At 66.0% G+C, this 17,120-nt stretch carries 19 protein-coding genes and 1 pseudogene; 16 read left to right on the top strand and 4 right to left on the bottom strand.

The window, feature by feature from the left end; all coding sequences use genetic code 11:
* Positions 1-79 precede the first annotated feature (79 nt).
* Positions 80-1,132 (bottom strand): biotin synthase BioB, encoded by a 1,053-nt coding sequence (gene bioB / locus ACQR0U_RS16120; RefSeq protein WP_434843579.1) that lies wholly within the window; start codon positions 1,130-1,132, stop codon positions 80-82.
* Positions 1,133-1,252: 120 nt separating this feature from the next.
* Between bioB and ACQR0U_RS16115 the strand changes: the two genes are divergently transcribed.
* The 9 genes from ACQR0U_RS16115 to soxA all read left to right on the top strand — a co-directional run bounded on the left by ACQR0U_RS16115 (position 1,253) and on the right by soxA (position 9,551).
* Positions 1,253-1,885: a GntR family transcriptional regulator gene (locus ACQR0U_RS16115; RefSeq protein WP_315715813.1), complete on the top strand. Its 633-nt coding sequence runs from the start codon at positions 1,253-1,255 to the stop codon at positions 1,883-1,885.
* A 130-nt stretch (positions 1,886-2,015) separates the two neighbouring features.
* The gene (locus ACQR0U_RS16110) at positions 2,016-3,416 is read left to right on the top strand and encodes an MFS transporter (RefSeq protein ID WP_434842225.1); all 1,401 of its coding nucleotides are present in this window, start codon (positions 2,016-2,018) and stop codon (positions 3,414-3,416) included.
* Positions 3,417-3,553: 137 nt separating this feature from the next.
* On the top strand, positions 3,554-4,003 hold the full coding sequence (locus tag ACQR0U_RS16105) for a (2Fe-2S)-binding protein (protein WP_315715685.1): 450 nt from the start codon (positions 3,554-3,556) through the stop codon (positions 4,001-4,003).
* Positions 4,004-4,013: 10 nt separating this feature from the next.
* A complete protein-coding gene (locus tag ACQR0U_RS16100; RefSeq protein WP_434843580.1) occupies positions 4,014-6,197 on the top strand; it encodes a molybdopterin cofactor-binding domain-containing protein in 2,184 nt (727 codons plus the stop codon).
* A 55-nt stretch (positions 6,198-6,252) separates the two neighbouring features.
* Positions 6,253-7,530: an FCSD flavin-binding domain-containing protein gene (locus ACQR0U_RS16095; RefSeq protein WP_434843595.1), complete on the top strand. Its 1,278-nt coding sequence runs from the start codon at positions 6,253-6,255 to the stop codon at positions 7,528-7,530.
* Positions 7,517-7,960, top strand: a complete 444-nt coding sequence (soxX, locus tag ACQR0U_RS16090) for a sulfur oxidation c-type cytochrome SoxX (RefSeq protein ID WP_434843581.1) — start codon at positions 7,517-7,519, stop codon at positions 7,958-7,960. The genes ACQR0U_RS16095 and soxX overlap by 14 nt, the downstream gene beginning before the upstream one ends.
* 6 nt (positions 7,961-7,966) lie before the next feature.
* Entirely contained in the window at positions 7,967-8,455 is a 489-nt protein-coding gene (locus ACQR0U_RS16085) for a SoxY-related AACIE arm protein (protein ID WP_434872184.1), read from the top strand.
* Positions 8,455-8,775 (top strand): thiosulfate oxidation carrier complex protein SoxZ, encoded by a 321-nt coding sequence (gene soxZ / locus ACQR0U_RS16080; protein ID WP_315715681.1) that lies wholly within the window; start codon positions 8,455-8,457, stop codon positions 8,773-8,775. The genes ACQR0U_RS16085 and soxZ overlap by 1 nt, the downstream gene beginning before the upstream one ends.
* Positions 8,775-9,551, top strand: coding sequence for a sulfur oxidation c-type cytochrome SoxA (gene soxA / locus ACQR0U_RS16075; protein ID WP_434843582.1), 777 nt, complete (start codon positions 8,775-8,777; stop codon positions 9,549-9,551). Before soxZ ends, soxA begins: the two co-directional genes overlap by 1 nt.
* Positions 9,552-9,682: 131 nt before the next feature.
* Here the strand turns inward: soxA and ACQR0U_RS16070 are convergent, their stop codons facing one another.
* Positions 9,683-10,642, bottom strand: a complete 960-nt coding sequence (locus tag ACQR0U_RS16070; protein WP_316170631.1) for a LysR family transcriptional regulator — start codon at positions 10,640-10,642, stop codon at positions 9,683-9,685.
* 101 nt (positions 10,643-10,743) lie between these two features.
* Between ACQR0U_RS16070 and ACQR0U_RS16065 the strand changes: the two genes are divergently transcribed.
* The 3 genes from ACQR0U_RS16065 (at position 10,744) to ACQR0U_RS16055 (ending at position 12,307) form a co-directional block, all read left to right on the top strand.
* Positions 10,744-11,181 carry a DoxX family protein gene (locus ACQR0U_RS16065; protein WP_434843583.1) on the top strand — a complete coding sequence of 146 codons (438 nt, stop codon included), beginning with the start codon at positions 10,744-10,746 and terminating at the stop codon, positions 11,179-11,181.
* A 63-nt stretch (positions 11,182-11,244) separates the two neighbouring features.
* Entirely contained in the window at positions 11,245-11,709 is a 465-nt protein-coding gene (locus ACQR0U_RS16060; protein ID WP_315715677.1) for a DsrE family protein, read from the top strand.
* Positions 11,710-11,815: 106 nt separating this feature from the next.
* Positions 11,816-12,307, top strand: a complete 492-nt coding sequence (locus ACQR0U_RS16055; RefSeq protein WP_434843596.1) for a TlpA disulfide reductase family protein — start codon at positions 11,816-11,818, stop codon at positions 12,305-12,307.
* A gap of 52 nt (positions 12,308-12,359) precedes the next feature.
* Here the strand turns inward: ACQR0U_RS16055 and ACQR0U_RS16050 are convergent, their stop codons facing one another.
* Both ACQR0U_RS16050 and ACQR0U_RS16045 read right to left on the bottom strand, forming a co-directional pair.
* Complete coding sequence (locus ACQR0U_RS16050) at positions 12,360-14,015, bottom strand: regulator (RefSeq protein WP_316170633.1); 1,656 nt, start codon at positions 14,013-14,015, stop codon at positions 12,360-12,362.
* A 74-nt stretch (positions 14,016-14,089) separates the two neighbouring features.
* Positions 14,090-14,776, bottom strand: coding sequence for a cysteine hydrolase family protein (locus ACQR0U_RS16045; protein WP_316170634.1), 687 nt, complete (start codon positions 14,774-14,776; stop codon positions 14,090-14,092).
* Between the two features lie 476 nt (positions 14,777-15,252).
* On the opposite strand from ACQR0U_RS16045, the pseudogene ACQR0U_RS16040 reads away from it, so the two are divergent.
* From ACQR0U_RS16040 to ACQR0U_RS16025, 4 genes and pseudogenes are all read left to right on the top strand, one after another.
* Positions 15,253-15,360: pseudogene (locus ACQR0U_RS16040) on the top strand (CBS domain-containing protein); the annotation flags it as partial.
* A gap of 118 nt (positions 15,361-15,478) precedes the next feature.
* Positions 15,479-15,697, top strand: coding sequence for a CBS domain-containing protein (locus tag ACQR0U_RS16035; RefSeq protein ID WP_315754236.1), 219 nt, complete (start codon positions 15,479-15,481; stop codon positions 15,695-15,697).
* Positions 15,698-15,861: 164 nt separating this feature from the next.
* The gene (locus ACQR0U_RS16030; protein WP_316225084.1) at positions 15,862-16,323 is read left to right on the top strand and encodes an energy transducer TonB family protein; all 462 of its coding nucleotides are present in this window, start codon (positions 15,862-15,864) and stop codon (positions 16,321-16,323) included.
* 66 nt (positions 16,324-16,389) lie between these two features.
* Complete coding sequence (locus ACQR0U_RS16025; RefSeq protein WP_434843584.1) at positions 16,390-16,875, top strand: DUF4304 domain-containing protein; 486 nt, start codon at positions 16,390-16,392, stop codon at positions 16,873-16,875.
* The last annotated feature ends 245 nt before the right edge of the window (positions 16,876-17,120 follow it).

The following is a 17,120-nucleotide window of genomic DNA, read 5'->3' as shown; positions in this document are numbered from 1 at the left end:
CGGTCAGCCGCGGACGTGGACCGGCACGACAAGGCAGTTCCGTGGGCGCCGTCGCGCCGAGATCGCGCTGAGGGTTGAATCAGGCCGGGGACGAAGCCTCCGCGCCCTCGCCGGCGGCGATCGGCGCGCCCGGGCGCGCCGACAGCGACGATGTCATGCCGAGCCGCGCGAGCAGATCGGCATCGCGGTCGCGGAGCGGATTGGCCGTGGTCAGCAGCACGTCGCCGATGAAGATGGAATTGGCGCCGGCGAGCAGGCACAGGGTCTGCAGCTCGTCGCTCATATATTGCCGGCCCGCGGACAGCCGCACCACGCTGGCCGGCATCATGATCCTGGACACCGCGATCAATCGCACGAGCGCAATCGGATCAGGCCGCGCGGCCGTAGCGTTGACCGGCACGCCCTTGACCTCGTTCCACATGTTGATCGGCACGCTGTCGGGATGCTCAGCGAGATTGGCCAGCAGCACCAGCATGCCGAGCCGATCATCGACCTCCTCGCCCATGCCGATGATGCCGCCGCAGCACACCTTGATGCCGGCGTCACGGACATGCGCGAGCGTGTCGATGCGGTCCTGCAGCGCGCGCGTGGTGATGATGCGGTCGTAGAATTCGGGCGAGGTGTCGACATTGTGGTTGTAGAAGTCGAGCCCGGCCTCTCTCAGCCGCTGTGCCTGCGGCGGGGTCAGCATGCCCAGCGTGACGCAGGTCTCCATGCCCAGATCCTTCACTGCGCTGACCATGTCGCAGACCTGATCGAGGTCGCGGTCCTTCGGACTGCGCCAGGCGGCGGCCATGCAGAAGCGCTCGGCCCCGGCGGCCTTCGCGCGCCGCGCGGTGGCGACCACCTCGTCGCGGTCCATCAGCTTGGTCGCCTTGAGCCCGGTGTCGTAATGCGCGCTCTGCGAGCAGTAGCCGCAATCCTCCGGGCAGCCGCCGGTCTTGATGCTGAGCAGGCTCGCCGTCTCGACGCGGGTGGGATCGAACTGCCGGCGATGCGCCGACTGCGCCAGGAACATCAGGTCCGGAAATGACAGGCGATAGAGCGCCTCAGCCTCGTCTCTGGTCCAGTCATGACGGATGGCATTGCCAACCGCCATTCGATCAGGGCCCGCGCCGCTTCGATCCGCCATGCTCGCTCCACGCCAAATTATAGATTATCATAGATATTATCTATGATTTCTCTGTATTCGAGCACCGTATCGGACGAGGGCTTCCGCTGCATCGGTTTTTTCGATAGATAATCTATGACTATGCCGGACGAGAATCTCACCACCGCTCAGCGGATCGCCGAAGCCATCACCGATCGCATCGTCAGCGGTGCGCTGCCACCCGACGCGCCGTTGCGGCAGGACCACGTCGCGCGCGAGTTCAACTCCAGCCACGTGCCGGTGCGCGAGGCATTCCGGCAGCTCGAGGCGCTCTATCTCGTGGTCGCCGCGCCGCGACGCGGCGTACGCGTGGCACCGCTCGATGCGAAGTCGACCAGGGAGATCGTCGAGATGCGCACAGCGCTCGAGGTGATCGCGCTGCGCAATGCCGCGCCGCGCTATACGCCGGCGCATCTCGCCGCGATCGAGCTGGCGCTGATCGAGGCCGATAATGCGGAGACCATCCAGGAGTTCGAGACCGCAAACCGCGCCTTTCATCGCGCGCTGGTCGCGCCCTGCGCGATGCCGCGGCTGCTGGCGAGCCTCGACGGACTACGCCTCGCGAATTCGCGCCTCGTGCTGGCGATGGCCCGCAATGCCGGCTGGCGTCCGCGCACCAACCAGGATCACCGGCTGATCCTGCAGGCCCTGCGCGCCCGCCAGATCGGCCACGCCTGCGAGCTCCTGACGCGGCACAACCAGACGATCGAGCGGCTGGCAAGGCCGGGCGTGTAGCCGGCTTCAACCCGTTCCTTGCGACCGGGCGCATACCGCCATGCGCCCGCGACGGCTGGGGCGCTCGCCTGCTCCCGTGTACATGCTGATCCGGACGCGCCCCGCGAACCGAAGGTCTCCAAAGGTCTCCATGTCCAACCGCCACCACGCTTCGAGGCTCGCCGGCGACGGCACCGCCGACGGCCTGCCGCCGGGCCAGCGTCCCTGGGCGATCGCGGCGATCTTCACCGCGCTGTCGATGGCCTCGCTCGACGTCGCCATCGCCAACATCGCGCTGCCGTCGATCTCGGCCGATCTCCACGTCTCCCCGGCCGAGGTGGTCTGGGTGGTCAACATCTACCAGATCGCGCTGGTGGCGACCTTGCTGCCGCTCGGCGCGCTCGGCGAGATCGTCGGCCATCAGCGCATCTATCTCGGCGGCCTCCTGCTGTTCACGCTGGCCTCGGTCGGCTGCGCGCTGGCGTGGTCGCTACCGACCCTGGTCGTCGCCCGCGCATTGCAGGGCCTCGGCGCCAGCGGCATCATGAGCGTCAACACCGCGCTGGTGCGCTTCGTCTATCCCGGAAAGATGCTCGGACGCGGCCTCGGCCACAACGCGCTCGTGGTCGGCATCTCCTTCACCTTCGGCCCGACCATTGCGTCCGCCATTCTCTCGCTCGGCTCCTGGCCTTGGCTGTTTGCGATCAACCTCCCCTTCGGCCTGATCGCCATCGCGATCGGCATGAAGATGCTGCCGCGAACGCCGCGCGCCGAGCATGGCTTCGACTTTCTCGGCGCCGGGCTCGCTGCGCTCTGCCTCGGCCTGTTCATCACCGGCATCGGCAGCGCAGCGCATGGCGCGACGCCGGCCATGGTGTTGGCAGAGCTTGTCGGCGCGCTCGTGCTCGGCGTCATCCTGACCCGCCGCCAGGCCGACCACCCGGCGCCGATGCTGCCGATCGATCTGTTCCGCCGCGGGGTTTTCGCGCTGTCGGCGGCGACCGCGGTTTGCTCCTTCTCGGTGCAGGGCCTCGGCTTCGTGTCGCTGCCGTTCTATTTCGAGGACATTCTCCAGCGTTCGCAGGTCGAGACCGGGTTCTTCATGACACCCTGGCCGCTCGCGGTCACGATCATGGCCCCGATCGCCGGGCGGCTGTCGGACCGTTTTCCCGCCGGCCTGCTCGGCGGCATCGGCCTGGTGATGCTCGGATCCGGCATGGCCCTGCTCGCCATGCTGCCCGAGAACCCGAGCGTCGCCAACATCGTCTGGCGCATGCTGATCTGCGGCATCGGGTTCGGCTTCTTCCAGGCGCCGAACATGAAGGCTATCATGTCGAGCGCCCCGCCCCATCGCAGCGGCGGCGCCAGCGGCATCGTCGCCACGGCCCGGTTGACCGGTCAGACCACCGGCGCGGCGCTGGCCGCCTTGTGCTTCAGCCTTGCGGGGCACGACGGAGCCACCCTTGCCTTGGCCCTCGGCGCAGGTTTCGCCGCGCTGGGCAGCGTGATGAGCTTTCTGCGGCTTGCCGTAGCTCCGCCGCGCGGCCCATGAGCCGAAGCAACTACAACCCCGGCTCATCACAAATCTTCCCGCGCGGCAAACGCATATTCTTGATTTGAAGGATGCAAACGTTCGCGCCACATTGCCGCCCTCTGTTCAACTGGCGAGTTGAACGAAAGGGATCTGCGATGGCAAACCTCACGATCAACGGACAATCCTATACTCTGGACGTCGAGCCCGACACGCCGCTGCTGTGGGCGATCCGCGAGAACGCCGGACTGACCGGCACCAAATATGGCTGCGGCATTGCACAATGCGGCGCCTGCACCGTGCATCTCGACGGCGCGGCCGTGCGCTCCTGTGGCGTCACCGTCTCCGAGGCCCAGGGCAAGCAGATCACCACCATCGAGGGGCTCGCGAGCGACAACGGGCTGCACAAGGTGCAGCAGGCCTGGGTGGAGAACGACGTTCCGCAATGCGGCTACTGCCAGAGCGGCATGATCATGGCCGTCGCGGCACTGCTCAAGGACAATCCGAAGCCGAGCGATCAGGACATCAACGACGCCATCACCAACATCTGCCGCTGTGGAACCTTCGCGCAGGTGCGCGAGGCGATCCACGCCGCGGCCAACGCCTGAGGAGGCCGACATGAACCAGCATGTGACGCCGCGCCTCGACCGCCGCGCCTTCGTCATCGGCACCGCCGCGCTCGGCGGCGGCCTCGCCCTCGGCCTCGATATCCCCTTCGGCGGCCCGCAGGTGGTGCGCGCAGCCGATGGCTCACCCGAGGTCAATGCATGGGTCGTCGTCCGGCCCGACGACACCGTGGTGATCCGCATCGCCCGCTCGGAAATGGGCCAGGGCTCGCTGACCGGGCTCGCCCAGCTCGTCGCGGAAGAGCTTGCCTGCGACTGGAGCAAGGTGACGACCGAATATCCGACGCCCGGCCAGAACGTCGCCCGCAAGCGCGTGTGGGGCGATTTCTCCACCGGCGGCAGCCGCGGCATCCGCTCGTCGCAGGACTACGTCCGCAAGGGCGGCGCCGCCGCGCGCATGATGCTGATCCAGGCGGCCGCCGACGAATGGAAGGTTCCGGCGGCCGAATGCACCGCCGCCAACAGCGTCATCACCCACAAGGCGTCGGGCCGCACGACGACCTACGGCAAGGTGGCGGAAGCCGCCGCGAAGCTGACGCCGCCTGCCGACGTCAAGCTGAAGGATCCGAAGGACTGGACCCTGATCGGCAAGGGCGTGAGACGGCTCGACACCGCCGACAAGGTCACCGGCGCGATGATCTACGGCGCCGACATGAAGCTGCCGAACATGCTCAACGCCGCGATCAAGGACTGTCCGGTCACCGGCGGCAAGCTGAAGAGCTATGACGAGGCCAAGATCGCCGGCATGAAGGGCGTCAAGAAGGTGGTCGCGATCGATGGCACCGCCGTGGCCGTGGTCGCCGACACCTGGTGGCACGCGAAGACGGCGCTCGATGCGCTGCCGATCGTGTGGGACGAAGGCGAGAACGCCAAGGTCTCCTCGGCCTCGATCGCCAAATGGCTCGCGGAAGGATTGGAGTCCGGCCCCGCCTTTGTCGGCAACGAGAACGGCGACGCCAAGGCGGCGCTGGCGAGCGCCGTCAGGAAGGTCGAGGCCGTCTACAACTATCCCTATCAGAACCACGCCACGATGGAGCCGATGAACGCCACGGCGCTCTACACGCCCGAGCGATGCGAGGTGTGGTGCGGCACGCAGAACGGCGAGGCGGCGTTCGCCGCGGTTCTGGAAGCCTCAGGGCTGCCCGCCGACAAATGCGAGGTGCACAAGCTGATCCTCGGCGGCGGCTTCGGCCGGCGCGGCCAGACCGACTATGTCCGCCAGGCGGTGAAGATCGCCAAGGAGATGCCGGGCACGCCGATCAAGCTGTTGTGGTCGCGCGAGGAGGACATGACCCATGGCCGCTATCACCCGATCACGCAGTGCAAGCTGACCGGCGGCTTCGACGCCGACAACAATCTGACGGCACTGCACATGCGCATCTCCGGCCAGTCGATCCTGTTCAGCCTGCGGCCCGACGCGCTGGTCAACGGCAAGGACCCCGCGACCTTCCAGGGGCTCGCACCATCGGGCGAAGCCACGATCGGCTACTCCGTGCCGAATTTGCTGATCGAACACGCAATGCGCAACCCGCACATCAATCCGGGCTTCTGGCGCGGCGTCAACGTGAACCAGAACGCGATCTATCTCGAATGCTTCATGGACGAGCTCGCCGATGCGGCCGGCCAGGATCCGCTGGACTTCCGCCGCAAGCTGATGGCCGATCATCCCAAGCATCTCGCGGTGCTCAACGCTGTCGCGGAGAAGATCGGCTGGGGCACGCCGGCGCCGGACGGCGTGTCCCGTGGCCTCGCTCAACTGCACGGCTATGGCAGCTACGTCGCGGGTGCTGCCGAGATCTCGGTGATCGACGGCAGCAAGATCAAGATCCACCGCATCGTCGCCTCGACCGATCCCGGCTACGTCGTCAACCCGGCGCAGGTGGAGCGGCAGATCGCCGGCTCGTTCGTCTACGGCCTCTCGGCGCTGTTCTACGGCGGCTGCACCGTGAAGGACGGACGGATCGTCGAGACCAACTTCGACAGCTACAACTCGATGCGCATCGCCGAGATGCCGAAGGTGGAAGCGATCATGATCCCGAGCGGCGGCTTCTGGGGCGGCGTCGGCGAGCCGACCATCGGCGTCGCCGCGCCCGCCGTGCTGAATGCGTATTTTGCCGCCACTGGGAAACGCATCCGCTCGTTGCCACTGCGCGACCAGAACATCACCTTCGCATGACCCGCGTGGCGGCGGCCGTTGGGAACAATGGCTGGCGCCGTGCTATTGCAGGATGATGACGATGTCCCGGCAGCGCACGCGCAGAGAGGTCGGCGGCCTGATCGCGGCGTCAGTTGCCATGATCGCCGCCCCTGCCGTGCTGCGCGCACAAGCGATGGCGCGCGTCGTCGTGATCGGCGGCGGCTTCGGCGGCGCCAGTTGCGCCCGCGCGCTGCGCCAAGCCGATGGCAAGCTCGACGTCACGCTGGTCGAGGCCAACACGACCTTCACGGCGTGTCCGCTCAGCAACGAGGTCATCGCTAGCCTGCGCGATATCAGTGCCCAGCAGTTCGGCTATGACAAGATCGCAGCCGAAGGCGTGAGCACTGTGCTGCGGGCGGCCACGGCGGTCGATGCGCCCGCCCACAAGGTGACGCTCGCCGACGGCAGCGCGCTGGCCTATGACCGCCTCGTGCTGGCGCCCGGCATCGACCTCGATTTCACAGCCCTGCAAGGCTACGACGAGGCCGCCTCCGCGGTCATGCCGCACGCCTACAAGGCCGGCGAGCAGACGCTGCTGCTGCGGACGCAGATCGAGGCGATGCCGGATGGCGGCACCGTCGCGATCGCCGTCCCGGCCAATCCGTCGCGCTGTCCGCCCGCGCCTTACGAACGCGCCAGCCTGATCGCGCATTATCTCAAGGCGCACAAGCCGAAGTCGAAGGTGCTGATCCTCGATGCCAAGGACAGCTTCTCGCAGCAGAAGCTGTTCGAGCAGGCGTGGCAGCAGCTCTACCCCGGCATGATCGAGCGCATTCCGCTGTCGCAGGGCGGCCGCGTCACCGGCGTCGAGATCGCCACGCGTACCGTCGTCACCGAGTTCGGCAATTACAATCCCGATGTGACCAACATCATCCCGCCGCAGAAGGCCGGCCGCATTGCCGCCCTCGCCGGCGCGGCCGACCGCACCGGCTGGTGCCCGATCGATGCCGCGACCTTCGCCTCGAAGCTCGTCCCCGACGTCCATGTCATCGGCGACGCCTGTCTCGGCGGCGGCATCCCGAAATCGGCCGGCGCCGCCCAGGCGCAGGGCAAGGCGTGCGCGGCCGTGATCGTGCGCGATCTGACGGGACGGCGGTCGGAGCCGCCGCCGCTGACCGGCATCTGTTACAGCATCGTCGCGCCGGACGACGCATTCTCGCTCGCCGGCGTCTACCAGCCCAAGGGAGACATCTTCGCCGAGATCGAGGGCGGACGGGCCAGCCCGGTCGACGCATCGCGCGAGACGCGCGCGCGTGAGGCCGCCGCGGCGACGGCCTGGTTTAAGGCGCTGACCCACGATGCCTTCGGCTAGCCTTGTCATCGCCGCGCTCGTGGCCGCCCTGCCCGCCGCTGTCGCGGCGCAGACACTCGCGCCCGCTACGATCACCGGCGACGGCATCGCCTCGTCCCTCACCGGACGGCCCGGCGACGCCACCCGCGGCCGCGCACTCGTCGTCGCGCGCAGCTCGACCTGCATCCTCTGTCACTCCGGCCCGTTTCCGGAAGCGCACTTCCAGGGCGATCTCGCACCCAGCCTTGCCGGGGCCGGCAGCCGTTCGACGATCCCGCAGCTCCGCTTGCGGCTGGTCGATGCCTCCAGGCTCAATCCGGAAACGATCATGCCGTCCTATTATCGCATTGACGGGCTGACGCGCGTCGGTTCCGCCTGGCGCGACAAGCCGATCCTGTCGGCAGAGCAGATCGAAGACATCGTCGCCTATCTCGCGACCTTGCGCGAGTGAGCCCATATGACCGGCATGTTCGAACCGTCCCACATGTCCCGCCGCCACCTGCTGCAACTGGCGGGAACGCTGACCGCCGCGGGCGCACTGCCGCTGATCACGGTCCGGCCTGCGCAGGCGACCCCGGCGATGCTGGCGTCCGCGATCCGCAACCTCGTCGGCGAGGCAAAGGTGAACGCCGGCAAGATCCGACTCGACATCCCGCCGCTGGTCGAGAACGGCAACACCGTGCCGATGACCGTCAGCGTCGATCACCCGATGACGCCTGACGATTTCGTCAAGAGCATCCACGTCTTCAACGAGAAGAACCCGCAGCCCAACGTCGCCAGCTTTCACCTGACGGCCAGCGCCGGCCGCGCCCAGGTCACGACGCGCATCCGGCTCGCCGACACCCAGAAGGTCGTGGCGATCGCAAAGCTCTCCGACGGCTCGTTCTGGTCGGCGAGCGCCGACGTCATCGTGACCTTGGCCGCCTGCACCGAGGAGATGCCGTGATGCCTGCCGCCCTCGTCAACGTTCCCGCCAAGGCCAAGCGCGGCGCCGTCATCGAGATCAAGACGCTGATGAGCCACGTCATGGAGCCGGGCTATCGCCATACGGCCGCAGGCGAAGCCATCCCGCGCGACATCATCACCAGCTTCACCTGCCGCTTCAACGGCACCGAGATCTTTCGCGCCGATCTCTATCCGGCCATCGCGGCCAATCCGTTCCTGTCGTTCTTCACCACGGCTACCGAGAGCGGCCGCTTCGAGTTCGAATGGATCGGCGACAACGGGTTCGTCGCCACCACCGCCGCCGCGATCACGATCGAATGATGCGGTCTGCGTTTCTCACTGTCGTCACGGCAATCGTCCTGACCTTGCCCGTGCTTGCCGGCGAGATCGCTGAGTCCGAGCGCCGCTCCGGCTATGACTTCATGTCGTCGGACACCAGGGCGATGCAGGACGACGACACCGCCAATCCGGCGATGCTGTCGGTGCTCGACGGTGAGGCGCTGTGGACGACGAAGGCAGGCACGGCCAACAAGGCGTGCGGCGATTGTCATGGCCCGGTCGATGTCAGCATGAAGGGCGTCGCCGCGCGCTATCCCGCCTTCAATGCCACCAGCGGTGCGCCGGTCGATCTCGGCCAGCGCGTCAATCTCTGCCGCAAACAGCATCAGGAGGCGGCGCCGTTCGCAGCAGAGAGCCGCGAGCTGCTGGCACTGACGGCGCTGATCGCGAAGCAATCGCGCGGGATGCCGATCACCGCTGGCGACGATCCGCGGCTCAAGCCCTTCATCGCGCGCGGTCGCGAGCTGTTTTTTCAGCGGCAGGGCCAGCTCAATCTCGCCTGCACCAATTGTCACGATGACAATTGGAGCAAGCATCTCGCCGGCTCCGCGATCACGCAGGGACAGCCGACGGGCTATCCGATCTACCGGCTGGAATGGCAAGGCATGGGCTCGCTGCAGCGCCGCCTGCGCGGCTGCATGACCGGGGTGCGCGCCCAGGCCTACGATTTCGACGCCCCCGACATGATCGCGCTGGAGCTGTATCTGATGTCCCGGGCGCAAGGGATGCCGGTGGAGGCGCCGGCGGTGCGGCCGTGAGCGGGCAAGGTCTCGCGAGCTATCAGGCAGTCGTTCGAGCTTGCAGAACGCCGCTTACGAACGAGCCGTGCCATGGGTTACGCGTCGTGGCCGGCCATGACGGCATGGAGACCTCCGGCGACCCAATATGCTCAAGATCCTGCCTTCCGTCCCTTTCTCACCCCCGCCGCCGTCGGATCGATCGCGGCTAGAGGTCCGTCCGAGGCCTGCTTCATCAGGGGATCGGCGGCGATGAAGTCGATGAAGGTGCGGACCTTGGCGGAGAGATATTTTCGGCTGGGATAGACCGCCATCAGCGGCGCTTTGATCGTCAGCATCTCCGGCAGCACCGTCTCGAGCCGGCCGCTGGCGAGGTCGTCGGCCATCAGCCAGCGCGGCAGCACCGCCATGCCCATGCCGGCGACAGCGGCGTGATGCAGGAGCGTCTCGTTGCCGCTGATCAGCACCTCGTTGAAGTTGACCGTCACCTCACCGTCCCCGGTCGGCAGGATCATGGCCCGCAGCGGGTACAACGCGTATTTCAGCATTGCATGGCCATTGAGATCGGCCACCGCCTTCGGCCGCCCGGCGGCGGCGAGATAGCTCGGCGCGGCGACGAGCTGCATCAGCACCGGCGACAGCGGCCGCGCGATCAGCCCATCGCCGGGCGTGGCCGAGACGCGCAGCGCCAGATCAAACCCCTCGTCGACGAGATTGACCAGGCGTCCGCTGAGATCGAGATCGATCACCACGTCCGGATAGCGCGCGCGGTACGCTGCGAGCGTGCCGGCAAACAGCGGATTGGCGAACCATACCGGCGCGCTGACCTTCAGGGTGCCGCGGGGGATCACGGTCGCCTTGCTGACGACGGCCTCGACCTCGTCGAGAGACTCCAGCATCGGCCGCACCTGGTCGAAATAGACTTGGCCGGCCTCGGTCAGGCCGACCCGCCGGCTGGTGCGGTTGAGCAGCCGGGTCGAGAGCCGCTGCTCCAGCTGCATGACATGCTTGGAGGCCATCGCCGGCGAAAGCCCCAGGCGATCGGCGGCGGCCGCGAAGCTCTTGAGCTCCGCGACCTGGCAGAATACCCGAATACTGACCAGCGTATCCACTTATCATCAACCCATAGAAAATGATGGCTTAACGAAAAGCATAATGATCAAACCAGAAGAAATTATCAATGTCGGGCACCTTTTCATTTGGAGCTCCGACGATGTCCAGCACCGTATCGACCACCGATCTCAGCCCACTCCAGCCCCCGCTGGCGCTGCGCATCGGCCTGTGGGTCGCCCAGACCCTGCTCTTCGCCCTGTTCTGCTTCGCCGGCGTCACCAAGGTCTTCACGCCGATCGAGGAACTCGCCCAGATGATGCCGTGGACCGGCGAATATTCGGTGGCCTTCGTCCGCACCATCGGCCTGATCGATCTGGCTGGCGGGCTCGGCATCCTGTTGCCGTCGCTGACCCGCATCATGCCGCGCCTGACCGTGCTGGCCGCAATCGGCTGTGCCACGCTGCAGGTGTTCGCGTTCGCCTTCCACATCTCCCGCGGCGAAGCGGCAGTCACGCCCTTGAACATCCTGCTGCTGGCGCTGTCGCTGTTCGTACTGTGGGGCCGCAACGGCAAGGCGCCGATCGCGCCGCGCGGCTGATCCGAGCATCGCCGGCGCTGGCCATCCAGCGCCGGCGCATCGCGTGCTTTGAAGGAAGCCATGATGAGCGAACCGATCCCTGACGTGTCGCGCCGCGGCTTTCTCGCTGGCGCGACAGCCCTCGGCGCCCCAGCCCCCGCCGTCCCGGCCGTCGCCCAGCATCGCGCCGGCATTGTCGTGCTGATCGACCGCAACGACCCCCATGTGATGGGTCACGCCATCAGCTATTCCGGCAATCTGACGCGGCATTTCGGCAGTCTCGGACAGACCCCCGCGATCGAGGTCGTCGCCAACGGCACCGGCATCGACGTATTTCGCGCCGACAAATCACCGCTCAAGGAGCCGCTCGCGGCGCTGCGGCAGATGTATCCGCATATCGGCTTCAGCATGTGCGCCTCGTCGAAGTCGATCGCGGAGAGCAAGGAGAACCTCACGATCCAGCTGATCGACGGCGCCAGGCTGGTGCCGTTCGGCATCGGCCGCGTCGTCGAGCTGCAGCGCAAAGGCTGGGCCTACGTCCATGGCTGAGGCTTTGAGCGCGCCCGCACGGCGCGATCTGCTGCTGGCCGCGGCCAGCCTGCTGCTGCTGACAAGCAGGCCTGCTTGCGCCGGCGCACAGGACCCGAGCCCGCCGGTGTTCCGCAGCGGCCGCACCCAGTTCATCGTCGAGCGGCCGCGCCAGGCGCTGCCGCCGTTGAAGCTGCAGGACATGGGCGGCAAGGACGTGACGCTCGCGCCCAAGCCCGGCCATGTCACGCTGGTCAATCTCTGGGCGAGCTGGTGCGCGGCGTGCAAGGTCGACCTGCCGACGCTGGCCGGGCTCGAGCGGATGCGGATTCCGGCGCTCGACGTCTGGACCATCTGCACCGACCGGCGCGACATCAAGAGCATCCGCCGCTATGCCGAGGCGATCGCGATGCCCCGCGCCTCCTTCGCCGATCCGCATGCGCAAGCGACCAATCCGGCCAATGCCGATGCCTCGATCTTCGCGACGCCGGCGATGCCGATCACCTATCTGGTCGGCACGAGGGGATTGATCGAAGGCTATGTCACCGGGGCGGCCGAATGGCTGTCCGAGCCGGGCCAGGCGCTGTTGCGCTATTATCTCGATCAGCCGGGCGCGTGAAAATCATAACCGGCGGCCATGCCGCCGGTTGTCGTTCCCGTTGAAAAGATACCTATTCTGCCGGCGCCACATGCATGTCGGCATGCGCCAGGTAGCTCTCGGACGTGCCGAGCCGCCCCAGTGCGAACAGCCCGCCTGCGACAGCCGCATAGGCCAGCGCCACCGCCGGCGTGACGCCGAAGCCGCCGCCGATGCCGACGGCCTCGCCATGCATGAAGCCGAAATAGGTCATGACGGCGCCGGCGAGCGCGAAGGCCGCCGCCTTGATGAAGTCGCGCTCGATCACGAACACGCCGATCGCGCCGAGCACGAGGCCGGCGAGGATCGAGCCGCCGCCCATCACTTCGAGCCCGTGATACAGCACGCCCTGCTGCGGCAGCGCCGCGATTGCGGCGGTCTTGACCGCATCGACCTTGTCGGCCGCGAGGCCGCCGACGCTCTGCGCCGCGGCCACCGTCGAGGCCAGCATGGTATCGATCTGCAGCTTGGCCCAGGCGGCGAGATGCGGCGTGAAGGCGAGCACGATCGCCGGCGCGTGCTTGACCGGCGTGGTCTGGAACGCCTGCGCGCCGATCAGCATGCCGATGTAGAGCAGGATCGGCGAGATCGCGACCACCGGCACCAGCGCCAGCAGCACCGAGATGATGCCGAGCCAGGACAGCACGATCACCATCAGCCCGGTCGCTGCCGAATAGCCGATGCGGCCGCCCATCGCCTTCCAGCCGGGATGGCCGATATAGACGGCGTTGATGAAGGGGTTGCCCATCATGCAGCCGATCAGGCTGACGACGCCGTCGGCGGTCAGCACCCGCGTGGTCGGATATTCGTCGCCCGCGGCTTCCGCGCTCTCGACATTGTCCATCGCCTCGACGAGGTCGTAGATGCCGAACGGAATCGCAGTCACCAGGATGATCCCGAGATATTCGAAGCCGGAGAACACCGTGCCGAAGGCCGGCAGCGGCACCGAGAAGCCGAAGCTCGCAAAGGCGTCCCCGACGCCCTTGACGCTGAGCCCGCCGAGACCGAGGCCGAACAGGTTCGAGCCCCACGCGATGATCATGCCGACCGCGATCGCCACCAGGCCGGCAGGCAGCCCCTTCGGATATTTCACCCCGCCGAACCAGCTCACCAGAATGATCGCGAAGCAGACCAGCCCGATCTGCGGCGTCATGTACATCTCGAGCGCCGGCCGCATCGAGATGAAGGTGACCGAGACGCCGGCCAGCGTGCCGAGCAGCGCCGCCCGCGGCGTGATCTTGCGGATATAGGGCGCGACGAAGCCGCCGATCATCAGGATGAAGCTCTGGAAGAACACCCAGACGAGCCCGGCCGACCAGCCCTTCAGCGGATCGCCGGTCTTGAGCGTGATCGGCAGCATGATCACGAAGGTCACGATGAACATGTGCGGGACACTGACGCCCGAGGGCAGCGCGCAGACGTCGCTGCGTCCGGTCTTCTGCGCCAGGCGATAGGCGAGGAAGGCGTAGTACAGGGTCGACAGGCACATCATGAGGCCGAGCGCCGGCAGGATGCGGCCGAACACCAGGCTGTCCGGCATCTTCAGCACGAAGCGCAACAGCCCGGTGAGGACGAGCATGTTGACGAGGATGTTGGTGCCGAAACCGAAGAACGCGTTCCAGTCGCCGGGTGTCCACAGCACCGGCTTGAAATCCGCCTTGACCGAGCTTGCCGTCCCGCTTCCGCTCATCGCCTTGCTCCCCTGTTGCTTGCAGCGACTACATGACCGAACTCATTCGTCTCGACTCGTCTCTCAGCTCTCTCTCAGCTCATGGCCTTCAGAACCGCGGCGGAGTCAGCGACCCAGCCGAAGATGCCGCCCTGGGCCTTGATCATCTTCAGGCCCATCTCGTGGAATTCCGGGAAGTAGGACGCGCAGCCGTCGGAGATGACGACGCAGCGATAGCCGCGGTCATTGGCCTCGCGCACGGTGGTGTTGACGCAGACCTCGGTGGTGACGCCGCACACCAGCAGGTTTTCGACGCCGTGATGCTTCAGCACGTCACCGAGTTCGGTGGCGTAGAAGGCGCCCTTCCCCGGCTTGTCGATCACGACCTCGCCGTCGACAGGATAGAGCGCGGGAATGATGTCGTGGCCGGCCTCGCCGCGGATGAGGATGCGCCCCATCGGACCGGGATCGCCGATGCGAAGTGACGGCGCGCCGCGCTCGACCTTGGCCGGCGGCGCGTCGGAGAGATCCGGCGCGTGCCCCTCGCGCGTATGGATCACCAGCATGCCGCTCATGCGTGCCGCCGCCAGCACGTTGGCAATCGGGACAACCGCACGGGCGAGCTGCGAGACGTCGTTGCCCAGCGTCTCGCCGAATCCACCCGGCTCCATGAAGTCGCGCTGCATGTCGATGATGACCAGCGCGGTCTTGGAGAGATCGAGCGTGATCGGCTCCGGCTCGGCCGTGATCGTAGCGGTTGCCGATGCAGATGAGTTCGCCATACCAGCCGCTTGCCTCTCCACGAGAATGCCTCGCAACAGACGAAGCAAGCGCTATGCCATTGTGTACAATCCCCGGCATCGCCGCAGGCCGGACGAAGTCCGAACTCATTCAATGACTTGAAAGGGCAGCTGACAACGGGGCGGTCGCCGGGCCGCGGGCTTCGCGAAGGCAGCGGCTCATTTCCTGGGCAGTCGATGCATGCAGCGCTCGCGCTGCGGCGCGTCCATGCGCCATTGGGTGCCCGACTCGGGAAGAACCCGCGCCGGCGGGCTAAGGTGCCGTTCCAGGCTCGCTGGACTTCTGCGATCGGCCCGAGGCCGGCGTTTCGAGAAACGTCCACCGATCTCTGCTTTTGACCCTTGACCGAGTTCGGTTCGTGGGCAGGCCGACGGCATCGGCGCGGTGCTGACGAGGTGAGATATTTCGACTATCCTGATCAAGGCAGGGTCGGGCAGAGCCCACGAGAGGGAGATCGATGAGCACAGTCAGAAGCGCTCTGGCCCAGAAGAGCGGCGCCCTGATCCATGTTCGTTCCGGCGACATGGTCGTCGAAGCCTTGCGCCAGATGCGCGACAATCGGGGCCGGTCGGTGCTGGTCATCGACGACGGCGTGCTGGTCGGCATCGTCACCCAAGGTGACTGCGCCATCAAGGTGCTGCTGCCCGGGTTCGATGCGAAGCAGACGCCGGTGAGCCAGGTAAATGACGCGCGACCCGGTGACGGTCAAGCCGGACCATCCGCTGGACGGTTGCATGGCGATGATGGCTCAGCGCAGCTTTCGCCATCTGCCCGCATTGGACGCGGGCAAGGTCGTGGGCGTGATCTCGATCGGAGACGTCGTCAAGAACATCATCCGGGATCTGGAGCACAACGTGGACGGCCTGATGGGCTACATCATGAAAGACGGTCCCGGGGGCTGACGAACGAACCGCGATACCGTCACCCCCCCGTAGGTGTGCTTCTGACCCGAAGCGCCCACCCGTCCATAGCGGACGGGCGCTTTATGCGACTGCGCCGTATCGCATTCTTGGTGATGAATTATCTTTGCGTGTGATGACATCAGCTTATGAACGCGAGAATCCCCTTGCTGGCCGGCCTGTTCGTACTTCTATTGGCTTCGGCGTCTTTCTCATATGCGCAAACGGAAAGTGTCGGCGCTCAGGCAAGTGCGCTCGAAGCGTGGAAAAAGAAGATTGTCATACTGTTAGTTAGCAAGAGAACGTTTCCGCCCGGGGCGGCCGGTCAAAGTGGCACGGCCAAGGTCAAGTTTGTCATCGATCGGCAGGGAAAACTGATTTCCAGAGAACTGGTGGAAAGCACCGGCTCCGCGTTACTCGATACGGCGGCCCTCAGTATGATTGAGCGAGCGGAGCCATTTCCGGAGCCGCCCGCAGAGTTGAGCGACGATAGCTTCGCCTTTACATTACCCATCAACTTTGCAGGCGGGAAGCAGTTGCCTTGGGCAGGCGGACATTGGCCTGCTGAGTGGGTCGACGAGCAGAAGAAGATTGACGCAAAAATTCGCGGCATCTGTCGTGGCTGCTAAGGCGTGACTGAAACTCACGCGCAGCAACACTGAAGCTGCGCCATCCTGCAGCGCTTAGGTCGGCTGATGGCACTCGAAGATTGGAAGAAGATCATCGCGGCGTCCGTAGCCGAACTTCTCGAGAAGCGCGGATTCCGAAAGAACGGGCTGCGCTTCTCGGCCGATCGCGGCGACGCGAAGCTCCTTGTCGAGTTCCAGAGCAGCCAAATGAGCAACAAGACCCGCCTATTGATCACGATCAACCTGAGCATACGGCTTGGCAAACTGGACCGCGACCCGAGCATCTTCCCAGGTGATGGGCACTGGCGGAAGCGAATTGGTGAGTTTATGGACAAGCCGAGCGACTATTGGTGGACATGCCGAAATAGCGAGGACGCTGTTCAGGCGGGAAAGAGGATCGCGATGTTGCTTGAGACGGCCGCTCTGCCGGAGATGGAGCATCTCGCTTCGGCCGAGTCGCTGGCCGCCCTTTGGGCGTCAGGCCAGTCACCCGGCCTCACCCAAATGCAGAGGAACAGATACCTCGCGAAAGTGGCCGGCCAGCCAGCCTGACCGGACCGATTCCTATTGCGCCGACAGATCGTGCCCCATATGGCGAAGAGCAAAATTTGAGCGCAAGGTCGGTTGTGGGCCTGTCCCGAACCCGGCAGGTCGCGCCAAGGATGTCCGCTCTCGGCCCGCACCGGAAGTCGGCAATCAGAGGGCCGATAGGCTGCTTATGACCCTGGCTGTGTGAAAACGCTGCGCGGCTGTTATGATTCTCCAGTGATTCTTTTGGGGGAATCGATGAGGCGCTT

Origin of the sequence: Bradyrhizobium sp. HKCCYLRH3097, assembly GCF_051167875.1 — a bacterium.
Taxonomy (GTDB): Bacteria; Pseudomonadota; Alphaproteobacteria; order Rhizobiales; family Xanthobacteraceae; genus Bradyrhizobium.
The sequence above is the reverse complement of the archived record's forward strand: the minus strand, read 5'-3'. Positions and strand labels throughout refer to the sequence as shown.

What these genes read in the sequence shown, in the direction of transcription:
- bioB (WP_434843579.1), bottom strand. Translation starts at nt 1,132, where the DNA reads ATGGCGGATCGAAGCGGCGCGGGCCCTGATCGAATGGCGGTTGGCAAT.
- ACQR0U_RS16115 (WP_315715813.1), top strand. Translation starts at nt 1,253, where the DNA reads ATGCCGGACGAGAATCTCACCACCGCTCAGCGGATCGCCGAAGCCATC.
- ACQR0U_RS16110 (WP_434842225.1), top strand. Translation starts at nt 2,016, where the DNA reads ATGTCCAACCGCCACCACGCTTCGAGGCTCGCCGGCGACGGCACCGCC.
- ACQR0U_RS16105 (WP_315715685.1), top strand. Translation starts at nt 3,554, where the DNA reads ATGGCAAACCTCACGATCAACGGACAATCCTATACTCTGGACGTCGAG.
- ACQR0U_RS16100 (WP_434843580.1), top strand. Translation starts at nt 4,014, where the DNA reads ATGAACCAGCATGTGACGCCGCGCCTCGACCGCCGCGCCTTCGTCATC.
- ACQR0U_RS16095 (WP_434843595.1), top strand. Translation starts at nt 6,253, where the DNA reads ATGACGATGTCCCGGCAGCGCACGCGCAGAGAGGTCGGCGGCCTGATC.
- soxX (WP_434843581.1), top strand. Translation starts at nt 7,517, where the DNA reads ATGCCTTCGGCTAGCCTTGTCATCGCCGCGCTCGTGGCCGCCCTGCCC.
- ACQR0U_RS16085 (WP_434872184.1), top strand. Translation starts at nt 7,967, where the DNA reads ATGACCGGCATGTTCGAACCGTCCCACATGTCCCGCCGCCACCTGCTG.
- soxZ (WP_315715681.1), top strand. Translation starts at nt 8,455, where the DNA reads ATGCCTGCCGCCCTCGTCAACGTTCCCGCCAAGGCCAAGCGCGGCGCC.
- soxA (WP_434843582.1), top strand. Translation starts at nt 8,775, where the DNA reads ATGCGGTCTGCGTTTCTCACTGTCGTCACGGCAATCGTCCTGACCTTG.
- ACQR0U_RS16065 (WP_434843583.1), top strand. Translation starts at nt 10,744, where the DNA reads ATGTCCAGCACCGTATCGACCACCGATCTCAGCCCACTCCAGCCCCCG.
- ACQR0U_RS16060 (WP_315715677.1), top strand. Translation starts at nt 11,245, where the DNA reads ATGAGCGAACCGATCCCTGACGTGTCGCGCCGCGGCTTTCTCGCTGGC.
- ACQR0U_RS16050 (WP_316170633.1), bottom strand. Translation starts at nt 14,015, where the DNA reads ATGAGCGGAAGCGGGACGGCAAGCTCGGTCAAGGCGGATTTCAAGCCG.
- ACQR0U_RS16045 (WP_316170634.1), bottom strand. Translation starts at nt 14,776, where the DNA reads ATGGCGAACTCATCTGCATCGGCAACCGCTACGATCACGGCCGAGCCG.
- ACQR0U_RS16035 (WP_315754236.1), top strand. Translation starts at nt 15,479, where the DNA reads ATGACGCGCGACCCGGTGACGGTCAAGCCGGACCATCCGCTGGACGGT.
- ACQR0U_RS16025 (WP_434843584.1), top strand. Translation starts at nt 16,390, where the DNA reads ATGGCACTCGAAGATTGGAAGAAGATCATCGCGGCGTCCGTAGCCGAA.